General features: G+C 58.7%; 19 protein-coding genes. All 19 read left to right on the forward strand.

The window, feature by feature from the left end; translation table 11 throughout:
* The first annotated feature begins 80 nt into the window (after window positions 1-80).
* The 19 genes from trmJ (at window position 81) to der (ending at window position 16,843) form a co-directional block, all read left to right on the forward strand.
* Window positions 81-851, forward strand: a complete 771-nt coding sequence (trmJ, locus tag FQ185_RS16130; RefSeq protein WP_046046028.1) for a tRNA (cytosine(32)/uridine(32)-2'-O)-methyltransferase TrmJ — start codon at window positions 81-83, stop codon at window positions 849-851.
* A 2-nt stretch (window positions 852-853) separates the two neighbouring features.
* On the forward strand, window positions 854-1,630 hold the full coding sequence (gene cysE, locus FQ185_RS16135; RefSeq protein ID WP_149418270.1) for a serine O-acetyltransferase: 777 nt from the start codon (window positions 854-856) through the stop codon (window positions 1,628-1,630).
* A gap of 267 nt (window positions 1,631-1,897) precedes the next feature.
* On the forward strand, window positions 1,898-2,389 hold the full coding sequence (gene iscR, locus FQ185_RS16140; protein WP_149418271.1) for a Fe-S cluster assembly transcriptional regulator IscR: 492 nt from the start codon (window positions 1,898-1,900) through the stop codon (window positions 2,387-2,389).
* Window positions 2,390-2,440: 51 nt separating this feature from the next.
* Window positions 2,441-3,655, forward strand: coding sequence for an IscS subfamily cysteine desulfurase (locus tag FQ185_RS16145; protein ID WP_149418272.1), 1,215 nt, complete (start codon window positions 2,441-2,443; stop codon window positions 3,653-3,655).
* 83 nt (window positions 3,656-3,738) lie between these two features.
* Entirely contained in the window at window positions 3,739-4,125 is a 387-nt protein-coding gene (gene iscU / locus FQ185_RS16150) for a Fe-S cluster assembly scaffold IscU (protein WP_003443374.1), read from the forward strand.
* A 34-nt stretch (window positions 4,126-4,159) separates the two neighbouring features.
* A complete protein-coding gene (iscA, locus tag FQ185_RS16155; RefSeq protein ID WP_093426158.1) occupies window positions 4,160-4,483 on the forward strand; it encodes an iron-sulfur cluster assembly protein IscA in 324 nt (107 codons plus the stop codon).
* A gap of 8 nt (window positions 4,484-4,491) precedes the next feature.
* Window positions 4,492-5,013 carry a co-chaperone HscB gene (gene hscB, locus FQ185_RS16160; RefSeq protein WP_149418273.1) on the forward strand — a complete coding sequence of 174 codons (522 nt, stop codon included), beginning with the start codon at window positions 4,492-4,494 and terminating at the stop codon, window positions 5,011-5,013.
* A 51-nt stretch (window positions 5,014-5,064) separates the two neighbouring features.
* Entirely contained in the window at window positions 5,065-6,927 is a 1,863-nt protein-coding gene (gene hscA / locus FQ185_RS16165) for a Fe-S protein assembly chaperone HscA (protein ID WP_149418274.1), read from the forward strand.
* 2 nt (window positions 6,928-6,929) lie between these two features.
* Entirely contained in the window at window positions 6,930-7,271 is a 342-nt protein-coding gene (fdx, locus tag FQ185_RS16170) for an ISC system 2Fe-2S type ferredoxin (protein ID WP_123368317.1), read from the forward strand.
* A 14-nt stretch (window positions 7,272-7,285) separates the two neighbouring features.
* The gene (gene iscX / locus FQ185_RS16175; RefSeq protein ID WP_149418275.1) at window positions 7,286-7,486 is read left to right on the forward strand and encodes a Fe-S cluster assembly protein IscX; all 201 of its coding nucleotides are present in this window, start codon (window positions 7,286-7,288) and stop codon (window positions 7,484-7,486) included.
* A 92-nt stretch (window positions 7,487-7,578) separates the two neighbouring features.
* Complete coding sequence (gene ndk, locus FQ185_RS16180; protein WP_007916882.1) at window positions 7,579-8,004, forward strand: nucleoside-diphosphate kinase; 426 nt, start codon at window positions 7,579-7,581, stop codon at window positions 8,002-8,004.
* A gap of 28 nt (window positions 8,005-8,032) precedes the next feature.
* The gene (rlmN, locus tag FQ185_RS16185) at window positions 8,033-9,181 is read left to right on the forward strand and encodes a 23S rRNA (adenine(2503)-C(2))-methyltransferase RlmN (protein ID WP_059403385.1); all 1,149 of its coding nucleotides are present in this window, start codon (window positions 8,033-8,035) and stop codon (window positions 9,179-9,181) included.
* 12 nt (window positions 9,182-9,193) lie between these two features.
* Window positions 9,194-9,952: a type IV pilus biogenesis/stability protein PilW gene (gene pilW, locus FQ185_RS16190; protein ID WP_149418276.1), complete on the forward strand. Its 759-nt coding sequence runs from the start codon at window positions 9,194-9,196 to the stop codon at window positions 9,950-9,952.
* Complete coding sequence (locus tag FQ185_RS16195) at window positions 9,952-10,980, forward strand: RodZ family helix-turn-helix domain-containing protein (RefSeq protein WP_149418277.1); 1,029 nt, start codon at window positions 9,952-9,954, stop codon at window positions 10,978-10,980. Before pilW ends, FQ185_RS16195 begins: the two co-directional genes overlap by 1 nt.
* Window positions 10,981-10,983: 3 nt before the next feature.
* Window positions 10,984-12,093 (forward strand): flavodoxin-dependent (E)-4-hydroxy-3-methylbut-2-enyl-diphosphate synthase, encoded by a 1,110-nt coding sequence (gene ispG, locus FQ185_RS16200; RefSeq protein ID WP_149418278.1) that lies wholly within the window; start codon window positions 10,984-10,986, stop codon window positions 12,091-12,093.
* Window positions 12,094-12,116: 23 nt separating this feature from the next.
* On the forward strand, window positions 12,117-13,406 hold the full coding sequence (gene hisS, locus FQ185_RS16205; RefSeq protein WP_033061472.1) for a histidine--tRNA ligase: 1,290 nt from the start codon (window positions 12,117-12,119) through the stop codon (window positions 13,404-13,406).
* 40 nt (window positions 13,407-13,446) lie between these two features.
* Window positions 13,447-14,088, forward strand: a complete 642-nt coding sequence (locus FQ185_RS16210) for a tetratricopeptide repeat protein (protein ID WP_149418279.1) — start codon at window positions 13,447-13,449, stop codon at window positions 14,086-14,088.
* Window positions 14,081-15,232 carry an outer membrane protein assembly factor BamB gene (gene bamB / locus FQ185_RS16215; protein WP_149418280.1) on the forward strand — a complete coding sequence of 384 codons (1,152 nt, stop codon included), beginning with the start codon at window positions 14,081-14,083 and terminating at the stop codon, window positions 15,230-15,232. The genes FQ185_RS16210 and bamB overlap by 8 nt, the downstream gene beginning before the upstream one ends.
* Window positions 15,233-15,373: 141 nt before the next feature.
* Complete coding sequence (gene der / locus FQ185_RS16220) at window positions 15,374-16,843, forward strand: ribosome biogenesis GTPase Der (protein ID WP_046046039.1); 1,470 nt, start codon at window positions 15,374-15,376, stop codon at window positions 16,841-16,843.
* Window positions 16,844-16,976 lie beyond the last annotated feature (133 nt).

The raw sequence follows: 16,976 nt of genomic DNA on the forward strand, positions 1-16,976 counted from the left end.
TCGGTGTTCGCTTTCATAGCTTAACGGTAGGTTGAGCTGTAAGATTCTGCTCCCCATTAAAGTGTTCGAGAGCGCCTCCCTTGCTGCAAAACATTCGTGTCGTCCTGGTCAATACCAGCCACCCCGGGAATATCGGCGGTGCTGCGCGTGCCATGAAGAACATGGGCCTGTCGCGGCTGGTGCTGGTCGAACCGCGGCTGTTCCCGCACCACGAGGCCGATGCTCGTGCCTCCGGCGCCGGTGACATCCTTGAAAACGCGCAAGTCGTCGCCACCTTGGAAGATGCCTTGGTCGGCTGCAATCTGGTGCTCGGCACCAGCGCCCGTGACCGTCGCATTCCCTGGCCGTTGCTCGATCCCCGCGAATGCGGTGTGAAAGTGGTCGAGGAAGCAACGCAGGGCGCCGAGATCGCATTAGTGTTCGGTCGTGAAGATTCCGGCCTGACCAATGAAGAGCTGCAGCGATGTCATTATCACGTGCACATCCCATCAGACCCTGAGTTCAGTTCGCTGAACCTTGGGGCCGCGGTGCAGGTGTTGAGTTATGAAGTGCGCATGTCCTGGCTCGCGGCCCAAGGCCAGCCGAGCAAGGTCGAGAAGGATGAAGTGGCGTCCACCAAAAGTGGTGAGCTGGCGACCATGGATGAACTGGAGCGATTCTATGAGCACCTGGAGCAAACTCTGGTGGCCATTGAGTTCCTCGATCCGGAAAAACCACGGCACTTGATGGCGCGCCTGCGTCGGTTGTACGGACGAAGCTCGGTCAGCCGGGCGGAAATGAATATATTGCGTGGCATCCTCACGGAAACCCAGAAAGCGGCCCGTGGCGAGCTTCTTAAGCGGAAGGATTAATGATGTTTGAGCGTTTGCGTGAAGATATCCAGAGTGTTTTCCATCGTGACCCGGCGGCGCGTAACGCTTTTGAAGTTCTGACGTGCTACCCGGGCATGCACGCCATCTGGATCCATCGTCTGTCGTCGGCCCTGTGGGGCATGGGCTGGAAGTGGCTGGCGCGTCTGGTGTCGAACTTCGGTCGCTGGTTGACTGGAATCGAGATTCATCCGGGCGCCAAGGTCGGTCGTCGCTTCTTTATTGACCATGGCATGGGCATCGTCATCGGTGAAACCGCCGAGATCGGCAATGACGTCACCCTTTATCAGGGCGTGACGCTGGGTGGCACCAGTTGGAACAAGGGCAAGCGTCACCCGACTCTGGAAGACGGGGTCGTGGTAGGGGCGGGCGCCAAGGTGCTGGGCCCGTTCACTGTCGGTGCCGGTGCCAAGGTCGGCTCCAATGCCGTGGTGACCAAGGCGGTTCCGGCCGGGGCGACGGTGGTCGGGATTCCGGGGCGGATCATCGTCAAGTCCGATGATGAGCAAGATGCCAAGCGCAAGGCCATGGCCGAGAAGATCGGCTTCGATGCCTACGGGGTCGGTGAAGACATGCCTGATCCGGTGGCTCGCGCGATTGGTCAGTTGCTGGATCACCTGCAGGCGGTCGACGGCCGTCTGGAAGGGATGTGCGGTGCGTTGAAGGATCTGGGGAGCAACTACAGTGCCAAGGATCTGCCTGAGCTGCGCGAAGAAGATTTTGCCTGTGTGAAGGACAAGGATCAGAGTCAGGCCAGTTAAGCCGAGATGGCTTCATCGCGGGCAAGCCCGCTCCCACGAGGTCTCTGGTGAAACACAGATGGTGGTGTGAACACCGAAAGTCCCTGTGGGAGCGGGCTTGCTCGCGATGAACGATAACGCGCAATTGCTGGCTGTACGCCGCCAGCCTTTGCTATGATGCGCGCGCTCTTTTGCGGCTAATCCTGACTAAAGCACTAGGTCTTATAGTTGACTTAAATACTCGGGAATTGCATACTCGCCCCATTCTGAACTCCGTGGTAATTGTCCATGCGACTGACTACAAAAGGCCGATACGCCGTGACCGCCATGCTTGACCTGGCGTTGCATGCGCAACACGGGCCGGTGTCCCTGGCCGATATCTCCGAGCGCCAAGGCATCTCCCTGTCCTACCTCGAACAGCTTTTTGCCAAATTGCGCCGCAGCAATCTGGTCTCCAGTGTTCGTGGCCCGGGCGGTGGCTACCAACTGTCCCGCGACATGCAGGGCATCCAGGTCGCCCAGGTGATCGATGCGGTGAACGAATCAGTCGATGCGACCAAATGCCAGGGCCAGGGTGATTGCCATCAAGGCGACACCTGCCTGACCCACCACTTGTGGTGCGATCTGAGCCTGCAGATTCACGAGTTTCTGAGCGGTATCAGCTTGGCTGACCTTGTCACTCGCCGTGAGGTACAAGAAGTAGCCCAGCGTCAGGATCAGCGTCGTTACAACAGCAAGACGCCGCGCCTGGACAAGATTGAAGCGTCCGCCGTCGAATGACAGCCGAAGAGCTAAGCGGCACGCCAGCCAGCCTGATTTAGGAGATAGTCCATGAAATTGCCGATTTACCTTGATTACTCTGCGACCACCCCGGTTGATCCGCGTGTCGCGCAAAAGATGAGTGAATGCCTGCTGGTCGACGGAAACTTCGGTAACCCGGCGTCCCGTTCCCATGTGTTCGGCTGGAAAGCTGAAGAGTCTGTCGAAAACGCCCGTCGTCAGGTCGCTGACCTGGTCAACGCCGACCCGCGTGAAATCGTCTGGACGTCCGGTGCCACCGAGTCCGACAACCTGGCAATCAAGGGTGCGGCGCATTTCTATGCCACCAAAGGCAAACACCTGATCACCACCAAGATTGAGCACAAGGCTGTCCTCGACACCATGCGCCAGCTGGAGCGTGAAGGTTTCGAAGTGACCTACCTCGAGCCTCAGACTGATGGTCTGGTAACCCCGGCCATGATCGAAGCTGCACTGCGTGACGACACCATCCTGGTTTCGGTCATGCACGTGAACAACGAAATCGGCACCATCAACGACATCGAAGCCATCGGCGAACTGACCCGCTCCAAGGGCATTCTGTTCCACGTTGACGCGGCTCAGTCCACCGGCAAAGTCGAAATCGACCTGTCGAAGCTGAAAGTCGACATGATGTCGTTCTCTGCCCACAAAACCTACGGCCCTAAAGGCATCGGCGCGCTGTACGTCAGCCGCAAGCCGCGTGTTCGCATCGAAGCGACCATGCACGGCGGCGGTCACGAGCGTGGCATGCGTTCCGGCACCCTGGCGACCCACCAGATCGTCGGCATGGGTGAAGCGTTCCGTGTAGCCAAAGAAGATATGGTTGCCGAGAACGTCCGTATCAAAGCCCTGAGCGACCGCTTCTTCAAGCAGGTCGAAGGCCTGGAAGAGCTGTACATCAACGGCAGCATGACCGCCCGCGTACCGCACAACCTGAACCTGAGCTTCAACTACGTTGAAGGCGAGTCGCTGATCATGGCGCTCAAGGATCTGGCGGTTTCGTCCGGTTCGGCCTGCACCTCGGCTTCGCTGGAGCCTTCGTACGTGCTGCGCGCCCTGGGCCGCAACGACGAGCTGGCACACAGCTCGATTCGCTTCACCTTCGGTCGCTTCACTACCGAAGAAGAAATCGACTACGCCGCGCAGAAAGTCTGCGAGGCCGTTACCAAGCTGCGCACTCTGTCGCCGCTGTGGGATATGTACAAAGACGGTGTCGACATTTCGAAGATCGAGTGGGCGGCACACTGATTTCAAGTCGCCGCAAACCAGCCCTGCAAACCCAGGTTTCAGGGCTTCAAGAGCGACTCTCTGATGAGTGAGGATTAAGAATCATGGCTTACAGCGAAAAGGTCATCGACCACTACGAAAACCCGCGTAACGTCGGCAAGATGGACGCGGAAGACCCTGATGTCGGCACCGGCATGGTCGGCGCTCCAGCATGCGGCGACGTGATGCGTCTGCAGATCAAGGTTAACGAGCAAGGCATCATCGAAGACGCCAAGTTCAAGACCTATGGTTGCGGTTCGGCTATCGCCTCCAGCTCCCTGGCGACCGAGTGGATGAAAGGCAAGACTCTGGATGAAGCAGAGACCATCAAAAACACTCAGCTGGCCGAAGAACTGGCCCTGCCGCCAGTAAAAATTCACTGCTCCGTACTTGCTGAAGACGCTATCAAAGCGGCCGTTCGCGACTACAAGCAGAAGAAAGGCTTGATCTGACTTTCAAGATTTGGCGACGAGTAAGGAGTCACCGATGGCTATCAGCATGACAGAAGCGGCTGCTCAACACGTGCGACGCTCCCTCGACGGGCGCGGCAAAGGTGAAGGGATTCGTCTGGGTGTTCGCACCACAGGCTGTTCCGGCCTTGCCTACGTGCTGGAGTTTGTCGACGAGGTGGTTGCAGAGGATCAGGTGTTCGAAAGTCACGGCGAGAAAGTGATCATCGACCCGAAAAGCCTGGCCTACCTGGACGGCACCGAACTCGATTTCGTCAAGGAAGGGTTGAACGAAGGCTTCAAGTTCAACAACCCCAACGTGCGCGGTGAATGTGGCTGCGGCGAAAGCTTCAACATCTGAGGCTGCTCGTGGGTACTCCTTGTCATTTCGCTTTATTTGAGCTGAAACCGAGCTTCCGTCTGGATCTCGATCAGTTGGCCACGCGCTATCGTGAGTTGGCGCGCGGTGTTCATCCGGACCGCTTTGCAGACGCTTCCGAGCGCGAGCAGCGGCTGGCGCTAGAGCAATCCGCGAGCCTCAACGAGGCCTACCAGACGCTCAAAAATCCCCCAAAGCGCGCGCGTTACTTGCTCGCCATGGGCGGTCGCGAGTTGCCGCTGGAGGTCACGGTGCATGATCCGGAGTTTCTTCTGCAGCAGATGGAGCTGCGTGAAGAGCTCGAAGACCTGCAAGACAGCGCCGACCTGGCGGGTGTTGCAGTGTTCAAGCGTCGCCTGAAGACCGCTCAGGATGAACTGAACGAAAGCTTCGCAGCCTGTTGGGATGATGCGGCGCAACGTGAACAGGCCGAACGCCTGATGCGGCGCATGCAGTTCCTCGACAAGCTCACCTACGAAGTGCGCCAGTTAGAAGAGCGCCTCGACGATTAACCCAGTGCCGCTCCGGTCGCACGCCTGATATACAGATAAGTCCTGATAACGATGGCCCTACTGCAGATCGCCGAACCCGGCCAAAGTCCTCAACCGCACCAGCGTCGTCTGGCTGTGGGGATCGACTTGGGCACTACCAATTCGCTGGTCGCTGCATTGCGCAGTGGTCTTTCCGAACCTCTGGCCGACGCTGACGGGCAGGTCATCCTGCCGTCTGCCGTGCGCTATCACGCCGATCGCGTCGAAGTCGGCGAGTCGGCCAGGCTGGCTGCCGCCACCGATCCTTTGAACACCGTGCTGTCGGTCAAGCGCTTGATGGGTCGTGGTCTATCCGACGTCAAGCAATTGGGTGATCAACTGCCGTACCGCTTTGTTGGCGGTGAGTCGCACATGCCGTTCATCGAGACGATCCAGGGCCCGAAAAGCCCGGTCGAAGTCTCCGCCGATATCCTTAAGGTGCTGCGTCAGCGCGCCGAAGCGACATTGGGTGGCGAGCTGGTTGGCGCGGTGATCACCGTTCCGGCCTATTTCGACGACGCTCAGCGTCAAGCCACCAAGGATGCGGCCAAACTGGCCGGTCTGAACGTGCTGCGTCTGCTCAATGAGCCGACTGCCGCCGCTGTGGCTTACGGTCTGGATCAGCACGCTGAAGGGCTGGTCGCGATTTATGACCTGGGCGGCGGCACCTTCGATATTTCGATTCTGCGCCTGACCGGCGGGGTGTTTGAGGTTTTGGCTACCGGCGGCGACAGCGCCCTGGGCGGCGATGATTTCGATCACGCCATTGCTGGCTGGATCATCGAGAGCGCCGGTCTGTCGGCCGACCTCGACCCAGGTGCGCAACGCAATCTGCTGCAAACCGCTTGTGCGGCCAAAGAAGCCCTGACCAGTGTCGCGGCCGTTGAAGTCGCTTATGGCGACTGGAAAACCGAGCTGACCCGTGAAGCCTTCAATGCGCTGATCGAACCAATGGTTGCCCGCAGCCTGAAAGCCTGTCGCCGCGCTGTGCGCGATTCCGGCATCGAACTGGACGAAGTGCACGCGGTGGTCATGGTGGGCGGTTCGACCCGTGTGCCTCGCGTGCGCGAAGCGGTCGCTGAAGCCTTCGGTCGCGAGCCGCTGACCGAAATCGATCCGGATCAAGTGGTAGCCATTGGTGCTGCGATCCAGGCCGATACATTGGCTGGCAACAAGCGCGATGGCGATGAGTTGCTGTTGCTTGACGTGATTCCGTTGTCCCTGGGGCTGGAAACCATGGGCGGGCTGATGGAGAAGGTGATTCCGCGCAATACCACCATCCCTGTCGCCCGTGCCCAGGACTTCACGACGTATAAAGATGGCCAGTCGGCCATGGCGATCCACGTATTGCAGGGCGAGCGCGAGCTGATCAGCGACTGCCGCTCCCTGGCACGCTTCGAATTGCGCGGTATTCCAGCGATGGTGGCCGGTGCTGCGAAGATTCGCGTGACTTTCCAGGTCGATGCCGATGGTCTGCTCAGTGTCTCGGCCCGCGAGCTGGGTTCGGGCGTCGAAGCCAGCATCCAGGTCAAGCCGTCCTACGGTCTGACCGACGGCGAAATCGCCAAGATGCTCAAGGATTCGTTCCAGCACGCCAGCGACGACAAGGTTGCCCGTGTCTTGCGTGAGCAGCAGGTTGACGCCCAGCGCTTGATCGAGGCGGTGCAGGCCGCCCTCGATGTCGACGGCGAACGCTTGCTCGACGCCGAAGAGCGGATGGTTATCGAATTGCAGATGCAGGAACTGACCGAACTGATGAAAGGCACCGATGGTTACGCCATCGAGCAGCAGACCAAGCGTCTGTCGCAAGTGACCGACGCCTTTGCTGCCCGCCGCCTGGACTCGACGGTGAAAGCCGCTCTGGCGGGGCGCAACCTGAATGAGATTGAGGAATAACGATGCCGCAGGTCATTTTTCTGCCACACGAAAAGTTTTGCCCGGACGGCATGGTTGTTGAGGCTGAGCCCGGTACATCCATTCTCGAGCTGGCCCATGAACACCATATCGAGATGGAAAGCGCCTGTGGCGGCGTCTGCGCCTGCACCACTTGCCACTGCATCATCCGCGAAGGTTTCGACTCGCTGGAAGAAGCGGACGAGCTGGAAGAAGACTTTCTTGATCGTGCCTGGGGTCTGGAGGCGCAATCGCGTCTAGGCTGTCAGGCGATCGTCGGGACTGAAGACCTGACCGTCGAAATTCCGAAATACTCGGTCAACCATGCGGCCGAAGCGCCGCACTGATTCAAGGAACTGACATGAGTCTGAAATGGGTTGATGTGCTGGAAATCGCGATCCAACTGGCTGAATCCAGGCCGGATACGGACCCGCGCTACGTGAACTTCGTCGATCTGCACAAATGGGTGTTGGCATTGCCGGAGTTCAGTGATGATCCGACCCGCGGTGGCGAGAAGGTGCTTGAAGCCATTCAGGCCGCCTGGATCGACGAAGCAGACTGAGTCTGCACCGTACTCAGTTAGGCAATACCCAAGAACCCGCGTATAATTCGCGGGTTTAATTTTTCACAAATTACCGTTTCTGGAGTTACACCATGGCTGTTCAACGTACTTTCTCCATCATCAAGCCTGACGCTGTTGCAAAAAACGTTATCGGCGAGATCACCACTCGTTTCGAAAAAGCTGGCCTGCGCGTTGTAGCTTCGAAACTGAAGCAACTGTCCAAAGCCGAAGCTGAAGGCTTCTACGCTGAGCACAGCGCTCGTGGTTTCTTCGGCGACCTGGTTGCTTTCATGATCTCCGGTCCGGTTGTCGTTCAGGTTCTGGAAGGCGAAAACGCTATCGCTCTGAACCGTGAGCTGATGGGCGCTACCAACCCTAAAGAAGCTGCTGCCGGTACCATCCGCGCTGACTTCGCTGATTCCATCGACGCCAACGCCGTACACGGTTCGGACTCCGAAGCCGCTGCTGCTCGCGAAATCTCGTACTTCTTCGCAGCTACTGAAGTAACCACTCGCTAAGCATTGGCTTAAGAGTGAAGGTGAATCCATGACTACATCGACTGTTAAAACCAACCTGCTGGGTCTGACTCAGCTGGAAATGGAAAAATTCTTCGACTCAATCGGGGAGAAGCGTTTCCGTGCCGGTCAGGTAATGAAATGGATTCATCACCTTGGCGTCGATGATTTCGACGCCATGACGAACGTCAGCAAGGCCTTGCGCGACAAGCTCAAGGCTATTGCCGAAGTCCGCGGTCCTGAAGTTGTCAGCGAGGACATCTCCACCGACGGCACCCGTAAATGGGTGGTGCGCGTGGCGTCCGGTAGCTGCGTCGAGACCGTGTACATTCCCCAGGGCAAACGCGGCACTTTGTGCGTTTCGTCCCAGGCAGGCTGTGCCCTGGATTGCAGTTTCTGCTCCACCGGCAAGCAAGGTTTCAACAGCAACCTCACCGCCGCCGAAGTCATCGGCCAAGTGTGGATTGCCAATAAATCGTTCGGCAGCATCCCGGCGACCGCCGACCGTGCCATCACCAACGTGGTGATGATGGGCATGGGTGAGCCGCTGCTGAACTTCGACAACGTCGTGGCCGCGATGCATCTGATGATGGATGACCTGGGTTACGGGATCTCCAAGCGCCGCGTGACCCTGTCCACTTCGGGCGTGGTGCCGATGATCGATGAGCTGTCCAAGCACATCGACGTCTCCCTGGCGTTGTCGCTGCACGCACCAAACGACGCATTGCGTAACCAATTGGTGCCGATCAACAAGAAGTATCCGCTTAAGATGCTGCTCGAGTCGTGCCAGCGCTACATGTCGTCCTTGGGCGAGAAGCGCGTGCTGACCATTGAGTACACGTTGCTCAAGGACATCAACGACAAGGTCGAACATGCGGTCGAAATGATCGAGTTGCTCAAGAACATTCCGTGCAAGATCAACCTGATACCGTTCAACCCGTTCCCGCATTCCGGTTATGAGCGTCCGAGCAACAACGCGATTCGCCGTTTCCAGGATCAGCTTCACCATGCAGGCTTCAATGTCACCGTACGCACCACCCGCGGTGAAGACATCGATGCTGCGTGTGGCCAATTGGTAGGGCAGGTGCTGGATCGCACCCGTCGCAGCGAACGTTATATCGCCGTGCGCGAGTTGAGCGCCGAGAACGACATAGCGCAAAACGCCGCGAACAATAATTAAGAGAGGATCTCTATGTCCCTGCGCTTAGCGCTGCTATTGCTGTTGGCCAGCCTGTGTGCTGGCTGTGTCCTGTCGGGCGATTTCAACCCGATGAAGACCAGCAAGGGTCGTGACGAAGCGCGCACCGCGTACGTGCAGCTGGGCTTGGGGTACTTGCAGCAAGGTATGACCGAACGGGCGAAAGTACCGTTGAAGAAAGCGCTGGACCTGGATGACTCGGACCCGGATGCCAACGCAGCGCTGGGGCTGGTGTTTCAGGCCGAGATGGAGCCGGAGCTGGCAGACCAGCATTTTCGCAAGGCGCTGTCTTCCCGCCCCACAGATGCTCGAATCCTGAATAACTACGGCAGTTTTCTATTCCAGGAAAAACGTTATAAAGAGGCTTACGAGCGCTTTGAACAGGCCGCTGCCGACACCCTGTATCCTGAGCGTTCGCGGGTGTTCGAGAACCTCGGTATGACCGCTTCCAAGCTCGGCCAGCGTGATCTGGCCCGCCAGCAGCTGGAAAAAGCCCTGCGTTTGAATCGCCAACAGCCACGTGCATTGCTGGAAATGGCTGAGTTGTCCTTCGAAGACAGGCATTATGTGCCCGCGCGTGACTACTACGATCGTTTTAGCCTGCTCACCGAGCAAAATGCACGTAGTCTATTGCTCGGCGTCAGGCTGGCAAAAGTGTTTGAAGATCGCGACAAGGCCGCCAGTTTTGGCCTGCAACTAAAACGACTCTATCCCGGTACGCCGGAATATCAGCAATACCTGTCGGAGCAATGATGAAAGCGGCGCATCCCGAAGTTGTAGCAGCGACTCGCGTTAATCCCGGTGACACCTTGCGCCAGGCCCGCGAAAGCAATGGCTGGTCGCTGGCCGAAGTGGCCCTAAAGCTCAACCTCACCGTCAATTCCCTGAGCAATCTGGAAGCCGGCGCTTTCGACAAGCTGCCTGGGCATACTTTTGCTCGCGGTTATATTCGCGCCTATGCCAAATTGTTGGGTATGGATCAAACCGTACTGGTCCAGCAATTCGACCAGTCCACCGGCACCGACTCCCAGGGCAGCAACGTTCATAGCCTGGGTCGTATCGAAGAACCGGTTCGGGTTTCCCACACCATATTGCGAATTGTCAGCCTGCTGTTGCTGATCGCGGTGATTGGCGGTGGTTTTGTCTGGTGGCAGGATCAAACCTCATTGCGCACCAAAGACCTGATCAGCCTCAGCCCGGAACACGTTGAAGTCGAAGGCGCTGACGGCACCACCCGGATCCATCCGCTGGACGAGCCGGAAGACCAGGCTGTCGCGGAAGGTCAGGCCGACGGCGCCACGGCGCTTGCCTTGCCGCAAGCCGAGACTTCGTCTGAAGCACCTGCCGAAGCTGAAGCGACCGAACCTGCTGCTCCGGTTGCACCAGCACCAACGCCTGCGGCACCCGCGCATAGCACTGCGCCGGTTGTATCGACTCCGGTCGCGCCAGCCCCGACTGCTCCTGTTGTATCGAACCCGCCTGCGAGCGCTTCGGTGACTCCGACCATTCCCGCTCCAGCGGCGGCTGCTCCGGTTGCCGGCCAGGGTCAGGTTCAACTGCAATTCACTGCTGATTGCTGGGCGCAAGTGACTGACGGCAGCGGTAAAGTGCTGTTGAGTGGTCTCAAGCGTAAAGGCGAAAATGTTTCTGTCAGCGGCAAACCACCGTTTTCCGTACGTCTGGGCTTCGCCCGTGGCGCACAGGTTAGCTACAACGGGCAGGTCGTTGATGTCGCTCCGTTCACCAGTGGCGAGACTGCTCGCCTGAAGTTGGGTCAATAAGTCATGCACGGCGAATCTCCAATCAAACGTCGCGAATCCCGCAAGATTTGGGTCGGTAACGTGCCTGTTGGCGGCGATGCGCCTATCGCTGTGCAGAGCATGACCAACAGCGACACCAATGACGTGGCCGCCACCGTGGCCCAGATCAATCGTCTGGAAGCTGCTGGCGTCGATATCGTGCGGATCTCCGTGCCAGACATGGACGCCGCCGAAGCCTTCGGCAAAATCAAGCAACTGGTCAAAGTACCGTTGGTCGCCGACATTCACTTCGACTACAAGATCGCACTGCGCGTTGCCGAACTGGGCGTTGACTGCCTGCGGATCAACCCGGGCAACATCGGTCGTGAAGACCGTGTACGTGCGGTCGTCGATGCCGCCCGTGATCGCGGGATCCCTATCCGCATCGGTGTGAACGCCGGTTCCCTGGAAAAAGACCTGCAAAAGAAATACGGCGAGCCGACCCCGGCTGCGCTGGTCGAGTCTGCCCTGCGTCACGTCGAACACCTCGAACGTCTGAATTTCAAGGACTTCAAGGTCAGCGTGAAAGCCTCCGACGTGTTCATGGCCGTCGCCGCTTACCGCTTGCTGGCCAAGGAAATCGTCCAGCCGCTGCACCTGGGCATCACCGAAGCCGGTGGTTTGCGTTCAGGCACGGTGAAATCCGCCGTGGGCCTCGGTATGCTGCTCGCCGAAGGGATTGGCGATACTATTCGCATCTCGTTAGCGGCCGACCCGGTCGAGGAAGTGAAAGTCGGCTACGACATTCTCAAATCCCTGCATCTGCGTTCCCGTGGCATCAACTTCATCGCCTGCCCGAGCTGCTCGCGGCAGAACTTCGATGTGGTCAAAACCATGAACGAGCTGGAAGGGCGCCTCGAAGATCTGCTGGTGCCGCTGGATGTCGCGGTCATCGGTTGCGTGGTCAACGGGCCGGGTGAAGCCAAGGAAGCCCATATCGGCTTGACCGGCGGCACGCCAAACCTGATTTACATCGACGGCAAGCCGTCGCAGAAACTGACGAATGACAATCTGGTGGATGAGCTTGAACGCTTGATTCGCCAGAAAGCGGCCGAAAAGGTCGAAGCCGATGCGGCAGTAATCGCCCGCGGCTGATCGAACGAATTTAAGGATTTTTAGTGAGCAAGTCTTTGCAAGCCATTCGTGGCATGAACGACATCCTGCCCGAACAGACTCCCCTGTGGCGTCATTTCGAGGGCACCGTCTCGCGTCTGCTGGATAACTACGGTTACAAGCAGATCCGCATGCCCATCGTCGAATTCACCGAGCTGTTCAAGCGCTCCATCGGTGAAGTGACCGACATCGTCGAAAAAGAGATGTACACCTTCGACGATCGCAACGGCGATTCCCTGACCCTGCGCCCTGAAGGCACAGCGGCCTGTGTGCGTGCGGTGCTCGAGCACGGCATCACCGGCGGTGGGCAGGTGCAGAAACTCTGGTACATCGGCCCGATGTTCCGCCACGAACGTCCGCAGAAAGGCCGTTATCGCCAGTTCCACCAGATCGGTTGCGAAGTGTTCAACCTCGACGGTCCGGACATCGACGCCGAACTGATCGTGCTGACCTGGCGCCTGTGGGGCGAGCTGGGCATCCGTGATGCAGTCAAACTTGAGCTCAACAGCCTGGGTACCGCTGAGTCCCGCGGTCGTTATCGCGAAGCGTTGGTCGAGTTCCTGTCGGCGCACCTGGACAAGCTGGACGAAGACAGCCAGCGCCGTCTGAAGACCAACCCGCTGCGGGTTCTGGATACCAAAAACGCTGACACGCAAGCCGTGCTGGTCGATGCGCCGAAAATGGCCGACTACCTCGACGAAGAATCCCGTGTGCACTTCGAGGGCCTCAAGGCTCGTCTGGACGCCGCTGGCATTCCTTATGTCATCAACCCGAAGCTGGTTCGCGGGCTGGATTACTACAGCAAGACCGTTTTCGAATGGGTCACCGACAAGTTGGGCGCGCAAGGCACCGTGTGTGCCGGCGGTCGTTACGACGGTCTGGTCGAGCAGATGGGCGGCAAGCCGACCCCCGGCGTAGGTTTCGCCATGGGGATCGAGCGCCTGGTGCTGCTGCTGGAAACCCTGGAGCAGATCCCGGAAGAAATCTCCCGTCAGGTCGACGTCTATCTCTGCGCCTTCGGTGAAGCCGCCGAGCTTGCCGGTCTGGCCCTGAGTGAACGTGTTCGTGATCAATTGCCCAACCTGCGCCTGCAAGTCAATGCCGGTGCCGGCAGCTTCAAAAGCCAGTTCAAGAAGGCCGACAAGAGCGGTGCGCTGTACGCGCTGATCCTCGGTGACGACGAAATGGCCCAGCAAGTGGTAGGTTTCAAACCCCTGCGTGGCCAGGGCGAACAACAAAGCATTGCCTGGGATGCGCTTGCTGCACACCTGGCCACCTGCGTCGTGCAGGGTTGAAGCTGTCAAACAGCCGATTTAGCGATTAAGGAGTATTGGGGTGTCGAGTACCGAAGACGAACAGCTGTCGGATTTGAAGGACTGGTGGACACGCAACGGCAAGCCCCTGGTCACTGGCGGCCTGTTGGCGCTGGTCATCGTGTTCGGCTGGCAGGCCTATCACAAGTATCAGAGCAATCAGTCGCAAGGCGCCTCGATTCTCTATCAGCAATTGCTGGAAACCACGCTCACGCCTGACGGCAAGCCTGATGCCGCTCGTGTTTCGGACCTGGCCGGCAAGCTCAATAGTGAGTTCGGCGGCACCGCTTACGCGCAATACGGCAGCCTGTTCATGGCGAAAGTCGCGGTCGACAGCGGGAAGCTGGATGACGCAGCCAGCGAGCTGAAAGCCATTACCGCCAAACCCGCAAACCCGGCATTGGGCGAAATCGCCCGTCAGCGCCTGGCGCAGGTTCTGGCCGCGCAGAACAAGGCCGATGAAGCGTTGAAACTGCTCGAAGGCGATGCCGATAAAGCATTCCTGGCCACCCGCGAAGAGCTCAAGGGCGACCTGCTGGTGCAGCTGGGTCGTACCGACGAAGCGAACGCGGCGTATCAAAAAGCCAAGGCAGCACTGTCGGATGAAGCGGCGGTCGGTGGCTTACAAATCAAGCTGGATGACCTGGCCAAAGGGGATGCGTGACGTGATTCGTTGGAAACATGCAGCATTGCTGGCTCTGGCCATACTGGCCGCGGGTTGCAGCAGCAACAGCAAAAAAGAATTGCCTCCGGCCGAGTTGTCCGACTTCAAAGAAGAAGTGGTTCTGCAAAAGCAGTGGAGTCGTTCGATCGGTGACGGTCAGGGCGAAACGTACAACATGCTGGTTCCGGCGATCGATGGCGATACCATCTATGCCGCCGATGTCACCGGTGTGGTGATGGCGATGGATCGCAGCAATGGCGACGTCAAATGGAAGAAAGATCTGGAGCTGCCTGTGTCTGGCGCCGTTGGCGTGAGTTACGGTCTGGTCATGATCGGTACGATCAAGGGCGAAATCGTTGCTCTGGACGCCATCAACGGTGAAGAGAAATGGCGCGCTCGCGTGTCCAGTGAAGTCCTCGCGCCGCCGGTCAGCAACGGTGACGTGGTGGTGGTTCAGACTCAGGATGACCGTCTGATCGGTCTGGATGCCGCTACCGGCACCCAGCGCTGGTTGTATGACAGCACCCCGGCGGTCCTGACCCTGCGCGGCACCAGTGCGCCGATCGTCACCAACCGCCTTGCGGTGGCTGGCCTGTCGACCGGTAAAGTGGTCGCTCTCGATATTTCCAACGGCGTGCCGGTATGGGAACAACGTGTAGCGATTCCACAAGGCCGTTCGGAACTGGAGCGCGTTGTCGATATCGACGGCGGTCTGCTGCTTTCCGGCGAAACGCTGTACGTCGCCAGCTATCAGGGTCGCGTTGCGGCACTGGACCTGCAAAGCGGTCGTCAGCTCTGGCAACGTGATGCTTCCAGCTATGCCGGTGTCGCCCAGGGTTTTGGCAGCGTCTACGTGAGCCTGTCTTCGGGCACCGTTGAAGGCGTCGACGAACGTTCCACCACAGCCTTGTGGAGCAACGATTCGCTGGCTCGCCGTCAACTGTCGGCTCCGGAAGTGTTCTCCAGCTACGTTGCAGTCGGCGACATGGAAGGCTACCTGCACCTGCTAAGCCAGGTGGACGGTCGTTTCGTCGGTCGCGAACGCATCGACAGCGACGGCCTGCGTGCCCGTCCGCTGGTGGTAGGCGACACGATTTATGTGTATGGCAACAGCGGCAAACTGGAAGCCCTGACCATCAAGTAAAGGTTTGACTATGCTTGGGGTTAACCCCCCAGGCGGCCCCGGTATCAAGGGGTTCGCAGCACTCCCGAGTGCTGCCCCGAGCACCAGCCGCTGCCTCGCAGCGGCTTTTGTATTTTCTGAAATAACGAAGTGGAGAGCCGCATGGTTCCCGTAATCGCCCTGGTGGGCCGACCGAACGTCGGCAAGTCCACCTTGTTCAACCGCCTGACCAGGACTCGCGACGCCATCGTCGGCGACTTGTCCGGTCTGACCCGTGATCGCCAATACGGTGAGGCCAAGTGGCAAGGGCGTTCCTACATTCTGGTCGACACCGGCGGTATCTCCGGTGACGAGCACGGTATGGACGAAAAAATGGCCGAGCAGTCGCTGCTGGCCATTGAAGAAGCGGATGTCGTTCTGTTCCTGGTAGATGCCAAGGCCGGTTTCACCGCCGCCGACCAGATGATCGCCGAGCATTTGCGCAAACGTAACAAGCGTTCTTACGTGGTTGCCAACAAGGTCGACAACATCGACCCTGAAATGGCCCGCGCCGAGTTCGCCCCGTTGGGCATGGGCCACGCGATCCCGATCGCCGGTGCACATGGTCGTGGCATCACCCAGATGCTGGAAATCGCCCTCAGCGACTTCCCGAAAGACGATGACGAGCTGGAAGAAGGCGAGGAAGAGATCGTTGCCGAAGGCGAGGAAGCCAAGCGCATTCCTGGCCCTAGCGAAAAAGACGGGATCAAGATCGCGATCATCGGCCGCCCGAACGTCGGCAAGTCGACCCTGGTCAATCGCATGCTCGGTGAAGACCGGGTAATCGTCTATGACGAGCCCGGCACCACCCGCGACAGTATCTACATCCCGTTCGAGCGTAACGACGAGAAGTACACGCTGATCGACACCGCTGGTGTGCGCAAGCGCGGCAAGATCCACGAAGAAGTTGAAAAGTTCTCCGTGGTCAAAACCCTGCAAGCGATCAAAGACGCCAACGTGGTGATCTTTGTAATGGACGCCCGCGAAGGCGTGGTCGACCACGACCTCAACCTGCTGGGCTTCGCCATTGAGTCGGGTCGTGCACTGGTGATCGCGATCAACAAGTGGGACGGCATGACACCGAGCGAGCGCGACTTCGTGAAGGTCGAGCTGCAACGTCGACTGTTCTTCGTTGACTACGCCGACATTCACTTTATCTCGGCCCTGCACGGCACGGGCGTGGGCAACCTCTACGCCTCCGTACAGAACTCGTTCAAGTCTGCGGTCACCCGCTGGCCAACCAACCGCCTGACCACGATTCTGGAAGATGCGGTTGGTGAACATGCGCCGCCGATGGTCAACAACCGCCGGATCAAGCTGCGTTATGCCCACTTGGGCGGTGCTAACCCGCCGATCATCGTGATTCACGGTAACCAGATCGAGAAAGTGCCGAAGTCTTACGTGCGCTATCTGGAAAACACTTACCGTCGTGTCTTGAAACTGGTCGGTACTCCGATCCGCATCGAGTTCAAGGGCGGCGAGAACCCGTACGAAGGCAACAAGAATTCGCTGACCGACCGCCAGGTCAACAAGAAGCGTCGGATGATGTCGCACCACAAGAAAGCCGACAAGAAGCGCCGCGACAAGCGCTGATTCAGGTGGATTGATCGTTCCGACGCTCCGTGCGGGAACGATCAGATTAGAGAAGGGCGCCAATTGGCGCCCTTTTTTTATGGGCGCCGTTTGGGCTATCCTCGGAATCTCCCGCGCCGCCGTAGAGCCGGGT

Origin of the sequence: Pseudomonas sp. ANT_H12B (assembly GCF_008369325.1) — a bacterium.
Classification (GTDB): Bacteria; Pseudomonadota; Gammaproteobacteria; order Pseudomonadales; family Pseudomonadaceae; genus Aquipseudomonas.